This is a genomic window from Paraburkholderia fungorum (assembly GCF_902833645.1).
GTDB classification, from domain to species: Bacteria; Pseudomonadota; Gammaproteobacteria; order Burkholderiales; family Burkholderiaceae; genus Paraburkholderia; species Paraburkholderia fungorum.
In genome coordinates this window covers 192,639-214,071 of sequence record NZ_CADFGE010000007.1, presented here as the reverse complement: position 1 = coordinate 214,071, position 21,433 = coordinate 192,639, and the positions used below count along the sequence as shown (strand labels likewise).

Sequence of the window (21,433 nt, the reverse complement as noted above, 5' to 3'; positions counted from 1 at the left end):
ATCCGTGATTCCCTTGTCGCATAAGGGTTTCCCGTCTTTTTGGAGACATCGCAACGATTCCTTGTGCACATTCGTATTGCAATTTGGAGACATCCACCCGGGGCGGTACTAATTTCTTCTCCCACTCCAGGGTATTTTTGATAAATTAGTAACCAAAGTAGCAAAACAAAGTTCATTAAAAGTAGTTTCACTTCAAAGCAACAGAGGAGAACCGGTCGGCGAGGGATCGGCATGGCGCGAAGAATAGCCCGCTGAGGCTATCCGTCACGGCAGGAGACCCAATCCACCCGCTAATCTCCCTGGTACCGATTTCTGTTCGGCGCGCTTGTGTCCGAACACCATTCGCAGTACTGGGTTTCACTTTTTGACAGGGTATGGAGGAGAAGATGAAGAAAGCTTTGCTCGCCGCTGCGCTGATGACAGCCGGTGTAGTTGCGCACGCCCAAAGCAGCGTGACGCTGTACGGCCGCCTTGACGCTGGTCTCGAATACATGACGGGCGTTCCGCAAGGCGTCGGTGCAAATGGCCAGGCAACGGGCAGCACGAACCGTTGGCGCGCAGAAAGCGGCGACTGGGGTACGAGCCTGTGGGGCTTGAAGGGCGTTGAGGACATCGGTGGTGGCAACAAGGTGCTGTTCCAGTTGGAAGGCTCCTTCAACACCATGACGGGTGCAGGCCCTGGCGGCGGCGGTCTCTTCAATCGTTGGGCAACTGTCGGTTTGTCGAACGACCAGTACGGTACGTTCACGATGGGCCGGATGCTCTTCATCTCGAACGGCGTGTGGGACTTCGATCCGTTCGGTCAGTCCAACTGGTCGTCGGCTTCGCTGGTGCGTGGCCGCAACTGGCCGCAATCGAGCAACAACTTCGCTTACCAGTCGCCGAAGATCGCGGGCTTTGACTTCTACGGTCAATACGCGCTGTCGAACGCAACGAACTGGAACGGTAACAACCCGGCCGGTCAGGGTCGCGAAGCTGGCGCACAGATCACTTACACGAACTCGCTGTTCCAGGTTCGCGGTCTGTACGACGAAATCCGCAATCCTGCTAACGGCGTTCTGTACGGCCCGAGCGCCAGCACGGTCAATCCGAACAATATCGGCAGCGGCGTGTTCGCAGCATCGCGCGAATACTCGGCTCTGTTGAACGTGTTCCTCGGCCAGTTCAAGATTCAGGCTGCTTACCAGGCGATCCGTTCGGCCGGCGCTCAAGGCGTTCTGCCGGGTCAGCCGACCACGCTCGATCACGAATGGGGTGGCGTGACGTGGCAAGCAACGCCGGCTGCGGCACTGATCGCAGCGGTCTATCACGTGAACGGCAACAATGGCGCAGGCAACGCGACGATCTACACGATCGGCGGCTCGTACAACCTGTCGAAGCGCACGCTGCTGGACATCCAGATCGCTACGACGCAAAACAGCAAGACGGCTAACTACGGCCTGAATGCTAACAACGCAGGTACGGCGACCAGCACGGACAACCCGCTGCCGGGTCACAGCCAGACCGGCGTGTATGCAGGTATTCAACACTCGTTCTAATCGAACGGTGTGCCCCGAAGGGATTTCCTTCGGGGTGTAGCAACGAATTCTTCAAGAGAATCTTTTTCACGCTGCTGCGAGAGGCGCGTATCGGTGCGATGTCCGAAAGGGTATCGCACCGTTTTTTATTTGCGCGCGCGGTTTTACCACTGCTTCGCCGCACCTGATCGGTGCGCACTAAGCGAGTGCCAATACCGCCGTTTTAAAGCACCGTTTCGACCGTGCGGAACGAACGGCTCACACTGCCGCTTCGTTTTCTTCGCCGGTACGAATCCGGATCACACGTTCGACGTCCGCGACGAAAATCTTGCCGTCGCCGATCTTGCCGGTGCGCGCCGCGCCGATGATCGCGTCGATCACCTGATCGCACTGGTTGTCCGCGACCACGACTTCGATCTTCACTTTCGGCAGAAAGTCGACCACGTACTCTGCACCACGATAGAGCTCGGTATGGCCTTTCTGCCGGCCGAAACCCTTGACTTCGGTCACCGTCAGCCCTGTCAGGCCGACTTCAGCGAGCGCCTCGCGCACTTCGTCGAGTTTGAACGGTTTAATGACTGCAGTGATGCGCTTCATGGCGGACCTCGTCTCGTGATTGGAAAGGTGAAAGGGAAATGGATGATTTTTATTCTACGCCGCGCCGGATGCGTTGCGGCGATCCGGCGGGCGCTTCAGGTCTGCTATGGGGTAAGTCAGTAAGTCCGCAGCCTTTCGCCTGAGACTCACTCCACCGGTTCCGTGTAGCGCGACGTAATCGGATAACGCCAGTCGCGGCCAAACGCGCGATGCGTGACGCGAATGCCGATCGGCGCCTGACGTCGTTTGTATTCGTTGATCTTGATGAGCCGCGTGACGCGTTTCACATCGTCGACCGCGTAGCCCGCCGCGATGATTTCGGCCAGCGAGCGATCCTCTTCCATGTACATGCGCATGATTGCGTCGAGTACTTCGTACGGCGGCAAGCTGTCCTGATCGGTCTGGTTTTCGCGCAGCTCCGCCGACGGCGCACGGGTCAGAATCCGCTCGGGAATCACGTCCTGCTTGCCGAACGCAGTAGCCTGGTTGCGGTAATGGCACAGCTTGTAGACCAGCGTCTTGGCGATGTCCTTGATCACCGCGAAGCCACCGGCCATGTCGCCGTACAACGTGCAGTAACCCACCGCCATCTCGCTCTTGTTGCCGGTGGTCAGCACGATCGAGCCGAATTTATTCGACAACGCCATCAGCAAGGTGCCGCGAATGCGCGCCTGAATGTTTTCTTCAGTCGCGTCTTCGGCACGGCCCGCGAACTCATCGGCGAGCGAGTTGCGGAACGCGTCGAACATCGGTGCGATCGCGATTTCGTCGTAACGCACACCAACGCGGCGCGCCATCTCGGCGGCGTCGGTGGTTGAAATGTCCGCGGTGTAGCGCGACGGCATCATCACCGCGCGCACCCGGTCGGCGCCCAGCGCGTCGCACGCGACGGCCAGCACCAGCGCCGAATCCACGCCGCCCGACAGGCCGATCAGCGCGCCGGGGAAGCCGTTCTTGTTGATGTAGTCGCGCACGCCCATCACGAGTGCCGCGTACACCTGCGCTTCGAGCGAAAGTTCCGGCGCGATAGCGGCAGGCAACGGTTTGCCGCCGTCGAACTCGACAATCGCGTTGCCCTCCTCGAACTGCGGCATCTTCGCGACCAGTTCACCCTTCTCGTCGAGCACGAACGAGCCGCCGTCGAACACCAGTTCGTCCTGTGCGCCCACCATGTTCACGTAGACCATCGGCAAACCGGTCTCGCGAATCCGCGCGCGCAGAATGTCGAAACGCACCGCTTCCTTGTTCAGGTGGTACGGCGAGCCGTTCGGAATCAGCAGCACCTGTGCGCCCGCTGCCTTGGCCATTTGCGCGGCCGACGCATGCCACGCGTCCTCGCAGATCACCACACCGTACTTGATGCCGTCCAGTTCGAACACGAACGGCTTCGGGTCGGAAGCGAAGTAGCGCTTCTCGTCGAACACCTCGGTATTGGGCAGATCCTGCTTGCGATAGGTGCCGGCCACCTCGCCGTCCACGATCAGCGAAGCCGCGTTGAAGGTATCGACCGGCGGCACGCCGCGCTCGATCGGCGCGTTTGCATTACCATGGCCGTGCGCCACGTTGTGCGTCAACGGGTTGTACGTCAAGTCACGCAACGGATGGCCGACGATCACATGCAAGCCGGCGAAGGGCTTCAGCTGCGTGGCCAGATCGGCCAGCGCGGCGGCACTTGCGGCGTAGAACGCGGGACGCAGCAACAGATCTTCGGGCGGGTAGCCGGATAGCGCGAGTTCAGGCGCGATCAGCAGCTTCGCACCATCGTTGTGCGCGGCGCGCGCGGCAGCGACAATCTTCGCGACGTTGCCGGCGAAGTCGCCGACAGTGACATTGATTTGAGCAAGAGCGATTCGGGTCTTCATGGCAGGATCGACAGGCAAGCCACAGGGCTTGCGAGTACCGCGGCTGGTCAGCTCGACGGCAACGGACAAATCGGATAAACGAACGACGCATCGCTACAGGCCTGCGTCGCTCATTGGGAACAGTCAGACAGATTGAACCAGGAACGCTTTGATTATCGCACGGGCATTCTGGCGTCGCCCTCCGAGGTAGACGCCGCGCAATGGAACGCCCTTCTCGCGCAGCAGACGCAGCCCACGCCGTTTCTGCGGCACGAGTTTTTGAGCGCGCTCTCCGCGACCCGCTGCGCGGTTGCCGATACCGGCTGGGCGCCGCAATTCGTCACGCTCACCGATCCGCGCACCGACCGGCTCGTGGCCGCCGCGCCCGTGTACCTGAAGGGGCACTCGTACGGCGAATACGTCTTCGATTGGGCCTGGGCCGATGCGTACAAACGCAACGGTCTGCCGTATTACCCGAAGCTGCTCTGCGCCGTGCCGTTCACACCGGTGCAAGGCAACCGGCTGCTGTCGGCGGATACGCATGCGCTCAAGCATCTGGCCGCGACGCTGATGGCGTTCGCCGAGCAGGCCGACGTGTCCTCGCTGCACGTGCTGTTTCCAACTGAAACAGAGGCGAGCGCGCTCACGGAGATGGGCATGATGCAACGCGAAGGCGTGCAGTTCCACTGGCTCAACGACGGCTATCGCGACTTCGACGATTTTCTCTCCACGCTCGAACAGAAGAAGCGCAAGAACATTCGCGCGGAGCGTCGCAAGGTCCAGGAAGCCGGCGTGACCATGCGCCGGATTCGCGGCGAGGATATCCAGGACGCGGATTGGCGATTTTTCAGCAAGTGCTATCGGCAAACCTACCGCGAGCACTTTTCGAGTCCGTATCTGAACCTCGATTTCTTCCGGATGATCGGCGCCTCGATGCCGGAAAATCTGCTGCTGGTGATCGCTGAATACGAAGGCAAGCCGATCGCGAGCTCGCTGGTGGTGTATCAGCGCGACGCGAAAACCGGCGGCACCTTGTACGGCCGCTACTGGGGCGCGCTCGAACATGTGCCCTGCCTGCACTTCGAAACCGCGTACTATCAGCCGCTTGAATTTTGCATCGAAGAAAAGCTCGGTGCGTTCGAAGGCGGCGCCCAGGGCGAACACAAAATGGCGCGCGGTTTTCTGCCGACTGTGACGCGCTCCACACATTGGCTCGCGCATCCGGCCTTCGCCGACGCGGTCGGCCATTTCCTCGACAACGAAAAGAACAGCATCCACGCCTATGTGGACGAGCTGCGCGAACACAATCCGTTCAAAGGCTGAAGCGTACTCATGGCGTGGTTTCTGTATCTGCTCGAATGTTCGGACGGCAGCGTCTATACCGGCATTGCTACCGACGTGCAGGCCCGCTTCGACAAGCATGTGAGCGGCGACGGCGCGCGCTATACGCGTTCGCGCAAGCCGGTGCGGGTGCTGGCGTCGTTCGAGTTGGCGAATCGTTCGAGTGCGTCGCGCGCGGAGTATTGGGTCAAGCGGCTTCAGCCTGCCGAGAAGCGGGCGCTGGCAGGCGGGCTGCGTACGCTTGAATCGGTGCTGCCCGAGCCTGAACCCGAGCCTCCGGCCGAAGCTGAAGCTGAATCCCAATCCAAATCGGCGGAGCCGACCTAACCCCTCGCCTCCCGCATCCGCTCCGTCAGCAGCCGGTGCATCAGCGCGATTTCCCCCACCGCATCCGCTTCGAGCGACGTCAACCGGTCGCGTGCGGGAAGCTCGCGCCGTATCGGCCGCAGGGTTCGATTCAAGGCCGCCTCGATGTCGGCACTCGTAGAGTCGATCCAGACGCCGAGTTCACCGTGCCTGCCGCGCAGGTTCGTACTCAAGCGCAGTTGGGTCGCGGTGCCCGCCATTTTCCGCAACACGCTCAGTACCGTCAGCGTGACCGTGTCGACCATCGAGTCCTCGAGTTTTTCGAGTCGAATCCGGCCAATTGCCTCCTCGGCGTTATTGCTGCCGAGGCCGGCGGCGCGGCGCAAGCGCTCCATGTCCTTCTCGCTTCGCTGCGGCGATTCCAGCGCCGCTCTCAGATATGCGAGATTGGCCCGAACCGCCTCGCCCAGATAGGCGCGATAGTCGACCTTTTCGCGCGTCGGCCACAGGTAGAAGGTTGCCAGCAGCGCCAATACGCAGCCGAGCACATTGTTGCCCAGCCGCGTGATTGCATAGGCAAATTCGCTGGCGCCCGGCGTCGCGAAGTCGGCCACCAGCACGAAGGTCGGCGTCAGGAACAGAACGAAGAGGCTGTAGCTGACGGGGCGCAGCGCCATGGTGGCCACCACCAGCGGAAACACCGCCAGGGAAATGCCGAGCGGCGAATGAATCGCATAACCGATTGCAGCCGCCAGCACGCCCCCGACAATGCTCCCGGCAGCGCGCTCGATACTTCTTGGCCAGGTCGCGGCAATCGAGGGTTGCAGGATCAGCAGCGTCGCCATGGTTGCCCAGTAGCCGAACGGAAGCCCGAGCGCCCGGATGACCAGAAAGCCCGCCGTGGTCGTCACGCCCACTCGGGCTGCGTGCCGCAAGCCGACCGACTGAACCGAGAGATTCGCCTTGAAGGTCGACCAGGTCCGCGTCAGTATTCTGACGGCACGGTCCCGCCACGCCAGCGATTGGTCATACGCCGGCGCGAAATCAACCAGTTCGAAATCGAATTTGAGCGCGACAGGTTCCGTCAGTGCGGATTCAAGCCGCCTGGCGAGGCGCCGCAATCGGCGTTGCAGGTCGGCGAGACGGTCCCATTGCGCTTCGCCGGTGGCGGCGCCCACTCTGCGCAGAACCTCGCCTATGCCGGTCAGCAGTCGTGCCGCGCGCCTCGCCCGACGTGGGTCCCCCGGGATTTTTTCGCAGGCGCCAGTGACTGCAATCAGATAGGCAAAGAGCGCCTCGCTCTCCGTCAACAGGCCGAGCAGATTGTCGTAGGTTTCCCGGCCGGCCGTTCGCGAACCCGGCACGCTCGCGAGCGCCTTGCGAGAGCGCTCCAGCGCGGCCCGCGCATCGGCGCGAAATTTCGCGGCATGCGTCGCCCACTCGCGAGGCGCTGCGCGCTGCTCCAGCAGGCGCGCACTGTCGAATGCAATGTCAGCGAGGCGCACGTACGCCGCCCGCAGCGAAGCGCGGCTCGTGCCGAACGGATGAATACGCCAGACCGTCAAGCTCAGCACGACGGCAAACAGACATCCGGCCAGATAGATGCCGAGAAACGCCATCCCTTCCCGAAAGTCGCGCATGGGCTTGTCGACCATCACCACGCAGGCGGTCGCCGCGAGAATGGTCACCTGCGATGCCGCCGCGCCCCAGACCCTGCCGAACGCACCGAGCGAGGTGAATACCAGCATGGCGAGCGCCGCAAGCGCCGTGCCCTCGCCCGACGCGAACGCGGTCACGCCGCCGCACACTGTCGACAGAAGCGCAAAGCCCATCATCGAAGCGAAGCGCGCGCGATTCGAGCCGGCGGCGTCGGCAAGACAGGTCCAGAAAGCGCCGATCGCGGCCCAGGCGAAGGCCGGCTCGTGCAGCAGATTGCCCAGCACCAGCATCGCGGTGGACGCACAGGCGGCTCTCAGCCCCTCCGACAGATTGGCCTCGCTGGTCGAAAACGACACCATCCATATCGGCCGTTTGCGGTAGATCGCGGTGACGAGCGCGTACAGGCTCGCGTACAAACGGCTCGACCAACGTGACGACGGGTGGGACTTGCGATTCAGCATCCGGACGGTGGGCTCTCAAAACGCACGTTCGCGCTAGCTCAGCGCATTAATACGCCAGCGGCAGAAAATCTGCTGTAGCCGCCGAATGATAAGGGTTAACACTGATATATAAAAATGCCTTCGGTTCATCCAGTCGATGCGTTGTGTCTATGTGCTGAAGCAACGCCGGCCAGACGGGCGCGTTGCCTGCATGACGCAGCATGCCGGGTTCGGGATCGCTGGAAACGCCGCCCATGAAAAAACCGCGCGGCCCTTGCAGGCTCGCGCGGTTTTTTCGTCAACTAGCAGTGCGACGCAGCTTACTTCTTGTAGTTCGCCACGCCTTCGCTGATTTCCTTGTGAGCGGCGTCGATATCCGCCCAGCCTTCGACCTTCACCCACTTGCCCTTCTCCAGCGCCTTGTATTGCTCGAAGAAGTGCTTGATCTGGTCTTTCAGGTACGCCGGCACGTCGTCGAGCGACTTCAGCGTGGCGGTCATCGGGCAGACCTTGTCGTGCGGAACGGCGACCAGCTTGGCGTCGACGCCCGATTCGTCGGTCATTTGCAGCATGCCGAGTGCGCGTGCGCGAACCACCGAGCCTGCCAGCAGCGGGAACGGCGTGATCACCAGGACATCGACCGGATCGCCGTCGCCCGACAGCGTTTGCGGAATGTAGCCGTAATTCGCCGGATAGCGCATGCCCGTGCTGATGAAACGGTCGACGTGCAGGAGGCCCGTTTCCTTGTCGGCTTCGTACTTCACCGGATCGCTTTGCGCCGGGATTTCGATGATGACGTTGAAATCTTGCGGGAGATCTTTGCCTGCGGGGACGTTATTGAAGCTCATGAGCGCTCTCTGATCAGATGGAATTCGGAACACGGCGTGCGGCGCGCGGGCTCGGGCGGCGTGAATCGTGAGTCTCTCGCGAAACTCGCCGGCACGAGCGGCGCTACAGCCGGACAGTGCGGAATACGCCATTATAGCCAATCGGCCGATGCCATTCGGCTGGGATCGGCGCGATAATCATCTGGCGTCTCTCGATTGTGCCTCTCGTTTGTGAACACCGCGCGTCCGGGCCGAGGCTTGAATTCCGCTCCCGGCAACGGCCCCGCATAGGCTGCGCGACATCTCAAGGAGCATGCATGGAAGAAGCCCGGCATTTCATCGGCGGCGAATGGTCCGCTTCATCAGGCGGCGAAACGATTGCCGTGCTCGACCCCTCGGACGGCCAGCCGTTCACCACGCTTGCGCGCGGCACCGCGGCGGATATCGACGCCGCCGTCCATGCGGCCCGCCGCGCCTTCGAAGGTGCATGGGGCGCGGCCAGCGCCGTCGAACGCGGCCGCGTGCTGCACCGGCTGTCGATGCTGGTCACCATCCATCAGGAAGAACTCGCTCTACTCGAAGCCCGCGACACCGGCAAGCCGCTCAAACAGGCCCGCGCCGATTCGGCGGCACTTGCGCGCTACTTCGAGTTTTACGCCGGCGCGGCAGACAAGCTGCACGGCGAAACGCTCCCCTATCAGGCCGGCTACACGGTGCTCACCATCCGCGAGCCGCACGGCGTGACCGGCCATATCGTGCCGTGGAACTACCCGATGCAGATCTTCGGCCGCAGCGTCGGCGCGGCGCTCGCCACCGGCAACGCGTGCGTCGTCAAACCGGCGGAAGATGCATGCCTGTCGGTCCTGCGGGTTGCCGAGCTGGCGGCCGAAGCAGGGTTGCCGGCGGGCGCGCTGAATGTCGTCACCGGCTTCGGACATGAAGCGGGCGCGGCACTTGCCCGTCATCCCGGCATCGATCACATCTCCTTCACCGGCTCACCCGAAACCGGCAAGCTCGTGACGCAGATGGCCGCCGAGAACCACGTGCCGGTCACGCTCGAACTAGGCGGTAAGTCGCCACAAATCGTTTTCGCCGACGTGGATCTCGATGCGGCTCTGCCCGTGCTGGTCTCGGCGATCGTGCAGAACGCCGGGCAAACCTGCTCGGCGGGCAGCCGCGTGCTGATCGACCGGGCCATCTACGAGCCGCTGCTCGATCGGCTGAGCGGCGCGTTTCACGCGCTGCGGGTCGGGCCCTCGCATGCCGATCTCGACTGTGGTCCGTTGATCAATGCGAAGCAGCAACAGCGCGTATGGGACTTTCTCTCCGACGCGCAACATGACGGCATCCCGATGGCCGCACACGGCGAAGTGATTCCGGAAGCGCCCGAAAGCGGCTTCTATCAGGCGCCCACGCTGCTGCGCGATGTGCCCGCGAGCCACCGTCTGGCACGCGATGAAGTGTTCGGACCGGTGCTCGCCGCCATGTCGTTCAGCGACGAAGACGAAGCGCTCTCGCTCGCCAACGGCACGCAGTACGGCCTCGTCGCGGGGATCTGGACGCGTGACGGCGCCCGTCAGATGCGCCTTGCGCGACGCCTGCGTTCCGGTCAGGTATTCATCAACAACTACGGTGCGGGCGGCGGCGTCGAGTTGCCGTTCGGCGGCGTGAAGCATTCAGGCCACGGACGCGAAAAGGGTTTCGAAGCGCTGTATGGCTTCACGGTGCTCAAAACCATCGCCATTCGTCACGGCTAGGCACTGCAGCGCGGCAGCACGCAGCACCATCCACAACAAACAACGGAGACATCATGCGCTTGACAGGTAAAACAGCCATCGTCACGGGTGGCGGCTCGGGTTTCGGCGAAGGCATCGCGAAAACGTACGCGCGCGAAGGCGCAAATGTGGTGGTCAACGATCTGAACGGCCCGGCGGCCGAACGGGTGGCGAGCGAAATCGCACTGGCCGGCGGCAAGGCGATCGCGGTGGCCGGCAACGTCACGCTGCGCGAGGATTGGCAGACACTGCGCAAAGCCGCGCTCGAAGACTTTGGCAGCGTGCAGATCGTCGTCAACAATGCCGGCACCACGCATCGCAACAAGCCGGTGCTCGACGTGACGGAGGCCGAGTTCGACCGCGTCTATGCGGTGAACGTCAAAAGCCTCTACTGGAGCGTGCAGGAATTCGTGCCGTATTTTCGCGAGCAAGGCGGCGGGAGCTTCATCAATATCGCGTCGACGGCCGGCGTGAGGCCGCGTCCGGGACTCGTCTGGTACAACGGCAGCAAAGGCGCGGTGATCATCGCCAGCAAGTCGCTCGCCGTCGAACTGGGTCCGGACCGCATCCGGGTGAACTGTGTGAACCCGGTCATAGGCGAGACGGGGCTGCTGTCGGAATTCATGGGCGTCGAAGACACGCCGGAGAACCGCAAGCGCTTTCTCGCCGGCATTCCGCTCGGGCGCTTTTCGACGCCGCAGGATATCGCCAACGCGGCGCTGTATCTCGCCTCGGACGAAGCCGAGTTCATCACCGGCGTGTGCCTCGAAGTGGACGGCGGGCGCTGCGTGTAAACGCCAAGCAAACCAAACCGTTCAGCAAGGCTAGAATCGCGATCGACGGCGGTACTTCATTTCCACAAGAAAAGAGGAGACACCATGGCTAGTCCCGCAGATCCGCTCCACCATCCCGGCGCGGGTGCGCCACCTTCCACGTTCGAAGAAGCGACCTACCGCAAGGTCACCTGGCGGCTCGCGCCGCTCCTGATGCTCTGCTATGTGGTCGCGTACCTCGACCGCGTCAACGTCGGCTTCGCCAAGCTGCAGATGACCACCGACCTGGGCCTGAGCGATGCAGTCTACGGCTTCGGCGCGGGGATTTTCTTCATCGGTTATTTCATCTTTGAAATTCCGAGCAACGTGATCCTGCACAAGGTCGGAGCACGCGTGTGGATTGCACGGATCATGGTGTCGTGGGGCGTGATCTCCATGCTGACCATGTTCGTCACCACGCCGGCCATGTTCTACGTGATGCGCTTCCTGCTCGGTCTCGCTGAGGCGGGTTTCTTCCCCGGCATCATCCTGTATCTCACATACTGGTATCCGGCGCATCGCCGTGGCCGCATGACCACATGGTTCATGACGGCAATCGCATTGTCCGGCGTGATCGGCGGTCCGGTGTCGGGCTACATCCTGAAGAGCTTCAACGGCATGAACGGCTGGCATGGCTGGCAGTGGCTGTTTCTGCTCGAAGGCATTCCGTCCGTGATCGTCGGGATCCTCGTGTTCGTGATACTCGACGACCGCGTCGCGAAGGCGAAGTGGCTCACCGCGGAAGAGAGGGACTTGCTCGAGCGTCAGGTGTCGGCCGAGGAAGCCACCAAGCACGACATGCCGATCCGTCAGGTGCTCACAAGCGGCCGCGTGCTGATGCTGAGTCTCACGTATTTCTCGTTCGTGATGGGCCTCTATGGTGTGAGCTTCTGGCTGCCGACCATCATCAAGGCGACCGGCGTGACGGATGCGTTCATGATTGGCCTGCTGTCGGCGATTCCGTTCGCGGCGGCGGTGATCGCAATGGTGTTCGTGTCGCGCAGCGCGGATCGCACGCGCGAGCGCCGCTGGCATATCGCCTTGCCTGCCTTCGCCGGGGCAATCGGCCTCGTGCTCTCCGTGGTATGGGCGCACAACACGGTGCTGGCAATGGCCTCGCTCACGCTCGCGACCATGGGCATTCTGACCACCCTGCCGCTGTTCTGGAGTTTGCCGACGGCGATTCTCGCCGGCACGGGCGCGGCGGCCGGCATCGCTATGATCAATTCGATCGGCAATCTGGCGGGCTTTCTGAGCCCCTACGCGGTCGGCTGGCTGAAGCAGGCGACTGCCGCGAATGACTCCGGCATGTACATGCTGGCGGCATTCATGATTCTTGGCGGTTTGCTGGCGGTCAGTGTGCCGGCGAAGATGGTCAACAAATAAAGCGGCTCGCCGAACGAAGTAACACAGGAACCTCCGTCGAACCAAAAGCATTAACTCATGAATCACGCTTGACGCTTCAACGAAAAACCCCCGCCGTCTTGCGACGCCGGGGTTTTTTTCTGACTGACTCGCCGCACGATCAAACACGTGCCGCGGCAATCAAAGTATCAAACGATATTCATCGCCAACGCGCTTTCACGATAATGCTCGCTTGCCTTATCGGAATCGCCAAGCTGTTCATGCAAACGCGCCAGCGCGCGATGCGAACGAATCTTCAGTGTCTCGTTGTCGGCCAGTTTCAGCGCGCGTTCGAGGAACGACTGCGCCTTGCCCCACAACTGCTGATGCAAACACAAGCGGCCGAGCGCGAACATCAGATCCGCGTCTTCCGGACGATCCTTCTGCCACGCCTCAGCCTTCTGGATCAGCGGCAACGCGTCGCCACCGGCCGTGTCCGGATAACGACGCAGCAGACGCGCGTCCCAGTTCTGCGCCAGCGCCTCTTCGACGATCTTGCGCGCTTCCTGCGGACGATTCAGCGACACCAGCAGTTCGGCGGCGAGATCGGCAAGACGCGGCGAATGACGCTCCGTGGCCGACAGCGAATTCCACAACTCCAGCAGCGCATCAGCGTTATGACGCCGGTCGCGCAGCAGGTTCTCCGCCGCGAGCTGACGCAAGCGCACCGCCACCGCCGGATGGATCGCTTCGCGCTTTTCCAGCGTCTTGACGAGCTTGAGCACTTCACCCCAGTTCTTCAATTGCTGTTGCGCACGCAACATGATCTGCTGCGCGTGAATCCGCCGCGCGCCCTGCGATTGCATTTCGGTGAGCGCGCTCAGCGCGCCGTCCGCATCGCGGCCATCGGCACGCATGTCGGCAGTCGCCATCAGGCGTGCGTCCTGCCAGTCGGCCTCGTCGATCTGCGCAAGCCATTCGTCGCGCCGCGCGTACTCGTGCATGCGATGCGCCGCAGTGGCCGCGATCAAACCAGCCGCGCCCTTGTTGTCGCCATTCGCGAGCGAATCTTTCGCGGCTTTTTCAGCGCGCGAGAAACGCCCCGCGTACAGATTGCCGATCGCGTCACGCAATGCGGCGTGCGCCTTCGCAACACGCGAGCGTGCGCGATAGGCCGCCACGCGCTGCGGCATGCGCCAGATATTGCGCACGATGCGCAGCAACGCGTAGATCAGGATGAACAGCACTACCAGCCCGACCACGAACAGATTCAGCGAGATGTCGACGCGATACGGCGGGTAGATCAGCAGCACCTGCCCCATATCGAAGCGTCCGACCACCGCCAGCACCACCGCGATCGCGAACAGTAACGCGAGCCATAGAAGTCCCCGGATTGCCATGATTAACCCCGGCTCCGGTATTGATTGACGGCCTGCAGGCTGGTGTTCAGATTCGGCAACTCAACCGCGGCCGAACCCGCATCCACCTGCTTGACCAGGTCGATCACAGTCTGGGTTTTCTTCGAGGTATTGTCGAAGTAGCGCGCGAGTGCGGCCTGCGCCGCCTGCAGATCGGATTTCAGCGTGGTCTGGTTGCGCGAGAGCAGGGCAAGCCGTGCCGACAGCAAACGCAGTTTCAGATTCTCGCGCAGGAAGTAGCCTTGATCGGGCGTGACGAGCATGGCGTCGGCGTTGTCGATACGGCGCACCTGCACAAGGCTGGTGAGCTGCTGGCCGATGCCGGTCGTGACTTCGCGCCACCAGACTTTCCAGCGCGGCTCGCCGGTGGCCGCGGCCACCTTCGCCGTGTCGGCCCAGGTGGCGGCCTTCGGCGTGGCGTGCGCAATCGGCGCCTCGCCGGAGAGCGGCAGGCTGTCGACCTGGTCGATCGCGTTGTCGAGCTTGATCGCCATACCCGTCAGATCCGTGGACGGCGCGGCCTTCAGTTTGTCGATATCTTGCGCGATGGCCTTGCGCACCGTGACGGCCTGCGGGCTATCCGATGCGGCAAGCCGCGTATCCGCGCTTTGTAGCGCGAACAGCGCGAGTTGCGTATTGCCGGTGAGCTGCAATTGCTGGCTCGCGGCCGACAGCATCTGGCCGACTTCGGCCATGGTCCAGTCGTCGCGATTGCGGGCGAGATCGGTGTATTGCTGTTGCAAGGCCTGCTGCGCGGTTTGCGCATCGGCGAGCTTGCCTTCGAGTTGCGCGACCTGCGCGTCCGATTGTTTAACCGTGGCCAGCGCCTGATCGGTCTTGATGCGCAACTCGTTGGTCTGCGCGTCGTTCGCCTGCTGGCGTTGCGCGAGTTGCTGCTCGGTGCGCTCCACCTTGCGATTGAGCGCGTAGCCGCCCACGCCCGCCGCACAAGCGATGATCACGACGACAAACCACAGCAGCGGTCCGCTCGCGCTGCGGCGCTTTTGCGCTTCGTAGGGCGTGAAGGGTGGATTCGGCGGCAACGCGGTGGTTGCGGCAGGCTGGGGTGAAGCGTTCGTGGATGCGTTCGTTTCAGTCATGCGTGATTTAGCCGGTGAATAAGCCGGGTTGGTCGGTACCGGTTGGACTACGGTCGGCACGGCAGCAAGCAAGGCGCGGGCAATGCGATCGTCGCCCGCGCCGGACACCGTAATGCTATCAAAACCCAATGCCCGCGCGGTCTGCGCGATGCGGGGGTGAGGCGTGACCAGGCTGGCGCGCTTCAGTTGCACGATTTCATCCGCGGTCAGATGCTCCTGCGCGAGCTCGTGCAGATTGCGCACCCCTTCCGAACTGGTGAGCAGCCATGCGTGCGGCGCGCCGGCCAGCAGTGCGTGAACGCGCGCCCAGCCGCCGATCGACGGTTCCGGCACGAGGCGGCGATAAGCCGCCACCGTTTCGACTTCCGCGCCTGCTTCGCGCAAACGGTCGGCCAGCCATTCGCGGCCGCCGTCGCCGCGCACGATCAGCACGCGCTTGCCTTCGAGACTCGCCGCGCCAAGCGCGCTGTCGATAGCCGCGAACAGGCCTTCTGAATCGAAACGCGCGGTGTCGTCTTCCACCGCGGAGGAGTTGGGACTGATGACGCGGTACGCCGGCGCGGCGACGCCGTGACGCGCCAGCGCTTGCACACTGCCCGGCCCGACTACGCCAATCGGCAACGCGTGCGGCCAGATCGTATCGCGGCGGGCAAACGCGTGATCGATCGCATTGGGGGACACGAAGACGACTAACGCATAGCGCTCGAGCGCATCCAGCGCGGCGCGCAACGGCGCTTCGTCGGTAACGGGCGCAATGTCGATCAGCGGAAAGTCGAGCACGGCAACGCCCGCCGCCGCGAGTTGCGCGGCTAACTCGTTCGACTGACCGGCCGGTCGCGTTATCACGACCGTGAACGCCGCCTTGTCGACGTGTGCGGATGCGTTGCCCGGGATATCGGCCGCCATCACTCGCCGGTCGCCGCGCTATCCGGCGCGCCGTCTGACGACGCTGCCGCAGGACCGCTAGCCGTGCTCAACGCACGGACGATGTCCATCGCACCTTGCTGTTCAAGCGCGCTCGCCACTTCCTCACCAAGCGCAATCGCGCGCTCGACGGTGGGCGCCGGCGCCGATGCCTGCGCGCTCAATACACGCTGGCCGTCGGGCGTGGCGACGATGCCGCGCAGATGCAACGCGCCGTCATGCCATTGCGCGTAGGCCGCGAGCGGCACTTCGCAACTGCCGCCGAGGGCGCGCGAGACCATCCGCTCCGCTTCGACGGCCGCTGCCGTATGTTCGTGATGCAGCGGCGCGAGCCATGCCGCGAGGTCCGCGCGATCGGCGCGAATCTCGATGCCGAGCGCGCCCTGGCCGGCTGCGGGCAAGCTGTCTTCCGGATCCAGATTCGCGCGGATGCGCTCGCCGAGACCCAGACGCTTCAAACCGGCCGCCGCCAGAATGATCGCCGCATAGTCGCCGCGATCGAGTTTCGCGAGGCGGGTGTCGAGATTGCCCCGCAACGGGCGCACTACGAGGTGCGGATAACGCATGCGCAGCATAGCCTCACGGCGCAAGCTGGACGTGCCGACTACCGCCCCTGCCGGCAACGCGGCAAGCGAGTCGTATTGGTTGGAAACCAGCGCGTCGCGCGGATCTTCGCGCTCCATGATGGTGGACAGTGCAAAGCCCTCAGGCAGTTCCATCGGCACGTCTTTGAGCGAATGCACGGCCAGATCGGCGCGGCCGTCGGCCAGCGCCGCTTCCAGTTCCTTGACGAAAAGGCCCTTACCACCAACCTTCGACAAAGTGCGATCGAGAATTTGATCGCCACGTGTCGTCATTCCGAGGATTTTTACGTCACAAGATGGATATAATTTGTGCAGCGCACATCGCACATGCTCCGCCTGCCACATGGCAAGGCGGCTTTCTCGCGACGCAATCACAAGCGTGTGGGGTGGCGTAGAAAACGTCTCGGTGTTCATTAGCTTGCTGATTGAATGACGGGGTGTAATAACAATCAATGTTAGCACGCGCCCTTGTGTCTCAAGGCACAGCGGAGCGCCGTGCCGGCGCGGTATCGATGGAGGAGACGGGCCTCGGCGCAGCGCGCCTGCCCCATCCCTGCCTGTTCAAGCACGGTCGTTCGCGCACCGGAGCGCGGCATGCGGGATGATGCAATGCGGCGCAACGTGCCCGGCAGACAGGCCAGGCATCTCGTGCGCTTTGTGCAAATCTTTGCGCAAATGCTCGCGGCCCCCTCTCCGGCGTGTTGTCATCGGCGGCCATCGGCCGCATACCGCTTCGTACTGGTTTCGCGCAGTTCACGTTGCAACTCATACGCAGTTCCGCAGTAGCAGTTCATCACTCAACAGACCCTGGCTTCCCTGAGGAAACCCATCGTGACGTCTTCCGGATCGGCGCGCCCTGCCCGCCGCAACACTGCATCGCCCAACGCTCAAGCGGCCGACGCCGCCGCTTCTGCTTCTGCTTCCGCTTCCGTCTCCGCCGCCACGGCTGCCCAGTCCACCCCGGCCAAACGCGCCGGCAAAGCTGGCAAGACAAGCCAGCCTGCCAACGTCGCCAAAACCGCCAGGTCCGCCAAAACCTCCGCGAAGGCCAATAAAGCGGTGAAGGACGTCAAGACAGAAAAGGTGGCGCAAGCCGCGAAAGCGCCCAAGCTGCAAGCCGTTTCGCAGGACGCGGCCGTGCCCGCGCCCGCGCCGAAAAGCAGCGCCCGCACGCGCGAAGACAAGGATCATCCGCTGTTTCAGGACATCCGCTACCTGGGACGCCTGCTCGGCGACGTGCTGCGCGAACAGGAAGGCGACGCGGTGTTCGACGTCGTGGAAACGATCCGTCAGACCGCCGTGCGTTTTCGCCGTGAAGACGACAACGCCGCCGCCCAGACGCTCGACAAGAAACTGCGCTCGCTGAGCCCGGAGCAAACGGTCAGCGTGGTGCGCGCGTTCAGCTACTTTTCGCACCTTGCGAATATCGCCGAAGACCGCCACCGCAATCGCCGTCACCGGATTCACGCGCTGGCCGGCTCGACCTCGCAACCGGGCACCATGGCGCATACGCTCGAACGGCTGGTCGCCGCGGGCGCCGCCGCGACGCCGGTTCTGCAGCAGTTCTTCAACGAAGCGCTGATCGTGCCGGTCCTGACCGCGCACCCCACCGAAGTGCAGCGCAAGAGCATTCTCGACGCACAGCACGACGTCGCGCGCCTGCTGGCCGAACGCGATCAGCCGTTGACCGACCGCGAGCGCGCGCATAACGAAGCGATGCTGCGCGCCCGCGTCACGTCGCTGTGGCAAACGCGCATGCTGCGTGATTCGCGCCTCTCCGTAGCCGACGAAATTGAGAACGCGCTGTCGTACTATCGCGCCACCTTCCTCGAAGAAATCCCGGCGCTCTACGCCGATATCGAAGAAGCGCTCACCGAACACGGTATCGACGCCCGCCTGCCGCCGTTCTTCCAGATGGGCAGCTGGATCGGCGGCGACCGCGACGGCAACCCGAACGTCACGGCCGAAACGCTGGAGAACGCGATTACCCGCCAGGCCGCGGTGATCTTCGAGCACTACATGGAGCAGGTGCACAAGCTCGGCGCCGAGTTGTCGGTGTCGAACCTGCTGGCCGGCGCGAGCGATGAGCTCAAAGCACTCGCCGCCGCTTCGCCCGACCAGTCGCCGCACCGCACCGACGAACCGTATCGCCGCGCGCTGATCGGCATGTACACGCGGCTCGCGGCTAGCGCCCGCGTGCGCCTGGGCGAAGGCAGCGTGCCGGTGCGCAGCGCCGGGCGCGGCGCGGCGCCGATACGTGCAATACCGTATGACGATTCCGCCGATTTCGTGCGCGACCTGCACGTGCTGATCGATTCGCTGGCCGCGCACCATGGCGCGCCGCTCGCGGCACCGCGCCTGTCGCCGCTCGCGCGCGCCGCCGAAGTGTTCGGCTTCCATCTGGCAAGCATCGACTTGCGGCAAAGCTCGGACATCCATGAAGCCGTGGTCGCCGAGTTGCTGAAGCGCGCGGGCGTCGAAAACGACTATGCGTCGCTCGCCGAAGAAGACAAGCTCAAGGTGCTGCTCGCCGAGCTTTCGCAGCCGCGCCCGCTGCGTCTGCCCTACACCGAGTACTCCGATCTCGTGAAGAGCGAACTCGGTGTGCTCGAGGAGGCGCGCGTCACGCGTGAAAAGTTCGGCCTGCGCGCGGTGCGCAACTACATCATTTCGCATACGGAGACCGTCAGCGATCTGGTCGAAGTCATGTTGCTGCAAAAGGAAACCGGCCTGCTGCAAGGACGTTTGGGCGACGCGAACGATCCGGCGAGAGCAGGCTTGATGGTGATTCCGCTGTTCGAGACGATCCCCGACTTGCGCAACGCGCCGCACATCATGCGCGATCTGATCGCGCTGCCGGGCATGGATGCCTTGATCGAACACCAGGGCAACGAACAGGAAGTGATGCTCGGCTATTCGGACAGCAACAAGGACGGCGGCTTCCTGACGTCGAACTGGGAGCTGTATCGCGCCGAGCTGGCGCTGGTGTCGCTGTTCAATCAACGCGGCGTGACGCTGCGCCTGTTCCACGGCCGGGGCGGCACGGTTGGCCGTGGCGGTGGCCCGACGTATCAGGCGATTCTGTCGCAGCCGCCGGGCACCGTCGACGGCCAGATCCGTTTGACCGAACAGGGCGAAGTGATCGCCAGCAAGTTCGGCAATCCGGAAATCGGCCGGCGCAATCTGGAAACGGTCGTGGCCGCGACGCTCGAAGCTTCGTTGTTGCCGCACGGGATTGCGCCCGCACAACTGCCGGCCTTCGAAGAGACCATGCAGCAGTTGTCCGACGCGGCGATGGCGTCGTATCGCGCGCTGGTCTACGAAACGCCGGGCTTCAAGGAGTATTTCTTCGAGTCGACGCCGATCTCGGAGATCGCCGAGTTGAACATCGGCAGCCGTCCGGCTTCGCGCAAACTGCAGGACCCGAAGCAACGCAAGATCGAGGATCTGCGCGCGATTCCGTGGGGCTTCTCATGGGGCCAATGCCGTTTGTTGCTAACCGGCTGGTACGGTTTCGGCAGCGCGGTGGCCGCGCATCTGGACAGCGCACCGAGCGACGCCGAGCGCGCCCGCCGCCTTGCGCTGCTCAAGAAGATGCACAAGACCTGGCCGTTCTTCTCGAACCTGCTCTCCAATATGGACATGGTGCTGGCAAAGACCGACCTCGCGGTGGCCTCGCGCTACGCGCAGCTCGTGACGGACAAGAAGCTGCGCAAGCACGTGTTCGAGCGGATCGTCGCGGAATGGGAGCGGACCTCGAAGGTGCTGTCGGAGATCACCGGCAAGAGCGAACGGCTCGCGGAGAATCCGCTGCTCGCGCGTTCGATCAAGAACCGCTTCCCGTATCTCGACCCGCTCAATCACTTGCAGGTCGAGTTGCTCAAACGTCACCGTGCGGGGGACACCAACGCGCGCGTGCGGCGCGGGATTCACCTGACCATCAACGGGATCGCGGCGGGCTTGCGCAATACCGGTTAACGGTTGCCGGTTGCCGGTTGCCGGTTGCCGCGTGGCGAAGGTGCGGCGTGTTGCACCGCGCTGCGTTGGCTTGAATTGACTCGCTGCACTATGGCGGAATGTCGGTTTCGGCATTCCGCCGTTTTCTTTTAGCGTGGCTCACTGCGCCTCGTTGCCTGCCGCCTACTGCGCCTCGACCATCAGCGCGTCGAGCTTGAACGAACCATCTTCCTGCACATCGAAATACTGGCGCACCTCGTCGGGCGAATTGCTCCACAACGAGCGAATCGCCACCACGCGCGGCTCCGGCGTGCGCATGCGCGCCACCCATGAACTGAACTCGAGCGCGATGCGCCAACGCTCACGAATCGATGCCTTGAAACCGGCCGCTTCGAAAAACGCAATCCATTCATCGGCGCGGTAATCGCGGATGTGCGAGCCGTCGCGCAATACTTCCACTGCCTGAATATGCGTGTCGAGCAGCGGATGATCGGCGCCGGCGATGTCGATGAACAGCACCTTGCCGCCTGGCTTCAACACGCGCCGCACTTCGGCCAGCGCGAGCGGCACGTCGTGCCAGTGGTGCGCGCTCATCCGGCTGATGATCCAGTCGAACGAATGGTCGTCGAACGGCAGCGTTTCCGCGGCGCCCTGCTGCGTGCGAATGTTGGCAAGGCCGCGCTCCTTCGCCGCGCCGTCGACCGTCGCCAGCATTTGCGGCGCGATGTCGTACGCGACCACTTCCTTTGCATGCGGCGCCACCGCGAAACTCGCGTGACCCGCGCCGCAGCCCATGTCGAGCACCCGGGCGCCCGGCGTCGCAGCGATCGATTCGGCCAGCGTCTGCAGGTCGGCGCCGGTGGCATGCGTCTGACTCGTCAAATACGCGGCGGCGGTCGAGCCGAAGGCGTCGGCGACCTGATCGTGATGCTTCATGGAAGACTCCGTTGTCTATGTGGGGGTTGGTTGGGCGTGGGCCGGATGGGTCTGA

At 63.3% G+C, this 21,433-nt stretch carries 16 protein-coding genes; 7 read left to right on the top strand and 9 right to left on the bottom strand.

What is annotated here, in order from left to right:
* The first annotated feature begins 386 nt into the window (after positions 1-386).
* Positions 387-1,538, top strand: a complete 1,152-nt coding sequence (locus HWX91_RS22205; protein WP_028196795.1) for a porin — start codon at positions 387-389, stop codon at positions 1,536-1,538.
* 237 nt (positions 1,539-1,775) lie between these two features.
* Here the strand turns inward: HWX91_RS22205 and glnK are convergent, their stop codons facing one another.
* Positions 1,776-2,114 (bottom strand): P-II family nitrogen regulator, encoded by a 339-nt coding sequence (gene glnK / locus HWX91_RS22200; protein ID WP_006048444.1) that lies wholly within the window; start codon positions 2,112-2,114, stop codon positions 1,776-1,778.
* A 146-nt stretch (positions 2,115-2,260) separates the two neighbouring features.
* On the bottom strand, positions 2,261-3,976 hold the full coding sequence (locus HWX91_RS22195) for an NAD+ synthase (RefSeq protein WP_028196794.1): 1,716 nt from the start codon (positions 3,974-3,976) through the stop codon (positions 2,261-2,263).
* A gap of 132 nt (positions 3,977-4,108) precedes the next feature.
* Between HWX91_RS22195 and HWX91_RS22190 the strand changes: the two genes are divergently transcribed.
* Together HWX91_RS22190 and HWX91_RS22185 are read left to right on the top strand one after the other, a co-directional pair.
* Positions 4,109-5,278 carry a GNAT family N-acetyltransferase gene (locus HWX91_RS22190; protein ID WP_028196793.1) on the top strand — a complete coding sequence of 390 codons (1,170 nt, stop codon included), beginning with the start codon at positions 4,109-4,111 and terminating at the stop codon, positions 5,276-5,278.
* A 9-nt stretch (positions 5,279-5,287) separates the two neighbouring features.
* The gene (locus HWX91_RS22185) at positions 5,288-5,623 is read left to right on the top strand and encodes a GIY-YIG nuclease family protein (RefSeq protein WP_028196792.1); all 336 of its coding nucleotides are present in this window, start codon (positions 5,288-5,290) and stop codon (positions 5,621-5,623) included.
* On the opposite strand, the gene HWX91_RS22180 is transcribed toward HWX91_RS22185, so the two are convergent.
* From HWX91_RS22180 to ppa, 3 genes are all read right to left on the bottom strand, one after another.
* Positions 5,620-7,722: an FUSC family protein gene (locus tag HWX91_RS22180; RefSeq protein WP_028196791.1), complete on the bottom strand. Its 2,103-nt coding sequence runs from the start codon at positions 7,720-7,722 to the stop codon at positions 5,620-5,622. The genes HWX91_RS22185 and HWX91_RS22180 overlap by 4 nt on opposite strands.
* A gap of 46 nt (positions 7,723-7,768) precedes the next feature.
* Positions 7,769-7,957, bottom strand: a complete 189-nt coding sequence (locus tag HWX91_RS22175; protein WP_028196790.1) for a hypothetical protein — start codon at positions 7,955-7,957, stop codon at positions 7,769-7,771.
* A 64-nt stretch (positions 7,958-8,021) separates the two neighbouring features.
* Entirely contained in the window at positions 8,022-8,549 is a 528-nt protein-coding gene (gene ppa / locus HWX91_RS22170; RefSeq protein WP_028196789.1) for an inorganic diphosphatase, read from the bottom strand.
* Between the two features lie 296 nt (positions 8,550-8,845).
* Here ppa and HWX91_RS22165 point away from each other — a divergent pair, with 296 nt between their 5' ends.
* The 3 genes from HWX91_RS22165 (at position 8,846) to HWX91_RS22155 (ending at position 12,501) form a co-directional block, all read left to right on the top strand.
* Positions 8,846-10,285 (top strand): aldehyde dehydrogenase family protein, encoded by a 1,440-nt coding sequence (locus tag HWX91_RS22165; RefSeq protein ID WP_028196788.1) that lies wholly within the window; start codon positions 8,846-8,848, stop codon positions 10,283-10,285.
* Between the two features lie 53 nt (positions 10,286-10,338).
* The gene (locus HWX91_RS22160) at positions 10,339-11,097 is read left to right on the top strand and encodes an SDR family oxidoreductase (RefSeq protein ID WP_028196787.1); all 759 of its coding nucleotides are present in this window, start codon (positions 10,339-10,341) and stop codon (positions 11,095-11,097) included.
* An 84-nt stretch (positions 11,098-11,181) separates the two neighbouring features.
* Entirely contained in the window at positions 11,182-12,501 is a 1,320-nt protein-coding gene (locus HWX91_RS22155) for an MFS transporter (RefSeq protein WP_028196786.1), read from the top strand.
* 167 nt (positions 12,502-12,668) lie between these two features.
* Here the strand turns inward: HWX91_RS22155 and HWX91_RS22150 are convergent, their stop codons facing one another.
* The 3 genes from HWX91_RS22150 to hemC are packed head-to-tail and all read right to left on the bottom strand — an operon-like array spanning position 12,669 to position 16,899.
* Entirely contained in the window at positions 12,669-13,859 is a 1,191-nt protein-coding gene (locus HWX91_RS22150; RefSeq protein ID WP_028196785.1) for a heme biosynthesis protein HemY, read from the bottom strand.
* A gap of 2 nt (positions 13,860-13,861) precedes the next feature.
* Positions 13,862-15,883: a fused uroporphyrinogen-III synthase HemD/membrane protein HemX gene (gene hemDX / locus HWX91_RS22145; protein ID WP_042275020.1), complete on the bottom strand. Its 2,022-nt coding sequence runs from the start codon at positions 15,881-15,883 to the stop codon at positions 13,862-13,864.
* A complete protein-coding gene (hemC, locus tag HWX91_RS22140; RefSeq protein WP_028196783.1) occupies positions 15,883-16,899 on the bottom strand; it encodes a hydroxymethylbilane synthase in 1,017 nt (338 codons plus the stop codon). Before hemC ends, hemDX begins: the two co-directional genes overlap by 1 nt.
* 417 nt (positions 16,900-17,316) lie before the next feature.
* On the opposite strand from hemC, the gene ppc reads away from it, so the two are divergent.
* Positions 17,317-20,463: a phosphoenolpyruvate carboxylase gene (gene ppc / locus HWX91_RS22135; RefSeq protein ID WP_028196782.1), complete on the top strand. Its 3,147-nt coding sequence runs from the start codon at positions 17,317-17,319 to the stop codon at positions 20,461-20,463.
* 162 nt (positions 20,464-20,625) lie between these two features.
* Here the strand turns inward: ppc and HWX91_RS22130 are convergent, their stop codons facing one another.
* On the bottom strand, positions 20,626-21,378 hold the full coding sequence (locus HWX91_RS22130; protein ID WP_028196781.1) for a class I SAM-dependent methyltransferase: 753 nt from the start codon (positions 21,376-21,378) through the stop codon (positions 20,626-20,628).
* Positions 21,379-21,433 lie beyond the last annotated feature (55 nt).

Coding starts and splice junctions, on each gene's coding strand:
- HWX91_RS22205 (WP_028196795.1), top strand. CDS start 387: ATGAAGAAAGCTTTGCTCGCCGCTGCGCTGATGACAGCCGGTGTAGTT.
- HWX91_RS22160 (WP_028196787.1), top strand. CDS start 10,339: ATGCGCTTGACAGGTAAAACAGCCATCGTCACGGGTGGCGGCTCGGGT.
- HWX91_RS22155 (WP_028196786.1), top strand. CDS start 11,182: ATGGCTAGTCCCGCAGATCCGCTCCACCATCCCGGCGCGGGTGCGCCA.
- HWX91_RS22150 (WP_028196785.1), bottom strand. CDS start 13,859: ATGGCAATCCGGGGACTTCTATGGCTCGCGTTACTGTTCGCGATCGCG.
- HWX91_RS22175 (WP_028196790.1), bottom strand. CDS start 7,957: ATGGGCGGCGTTTCCAGCGATCCCGAACCCGGCATGCTGCGTCATGCA.
- HWX91_RS22165 (WP_028196788.1), top strand. CDS start 8,846: ATGGAAGAAGCCCGGCATTTCATCGGCGGCGAATGGTCCGCTTCATCA.
- HWX91_RS22130 (WP_028196781.1), bottom strand. CDS start 21,378: ATGAAGCATCACGATCAGGTCGCCGACGCCTTCGGCTCGACCGCCGCC.
- HWX91_RS22185 (WP_028196792.1), top strand. CDS start 5,288: ATGGCGTGGTTTCTGTATCTGCTCGAATGTTCGGACGGCAGCGTCTAT.
- HWX91_RS22180 (WP_028196791.1), bottom strand. CDS start 7,722: ATGCTGAATCGCAAGTCCCACCCGTCGTCACGTTGGTCGAGCCGTTTG.
- hemDX (WP_042275020.1), bottom strand. CDS start 15,883: ATGGCGGCCGATATCCCGGGCAACGCATCCGCACACGTCGACAAGGCG.
- glnK (WP_006048444.1), bottom strand. CDS start 2,114: ATGAAGCGCATCACTGCAGTCATTAAACCGTTCAAACTCGACGAAGTG.
- hemC (WP_028196783.1), bottom strand. CDS start 16,899: ATGAACACCGAGACGTTTTCTACGCCACCCCACACGCTTGTGATTGCG.
- ppa (WP_028196789.1), bottom strand. CDS start 8,549: ATGAGCTTCAATAACGTCCCCGCAGGCAAAGATCTCCCGCAAGATTTC.
- HWX91_RS22195 (WP_028196794.1), bottom strand. CDS start 3,976: ATGAAGACCCGAATCGCTCTTGCTCAAATCAATGTCACTGTCGGCGAC.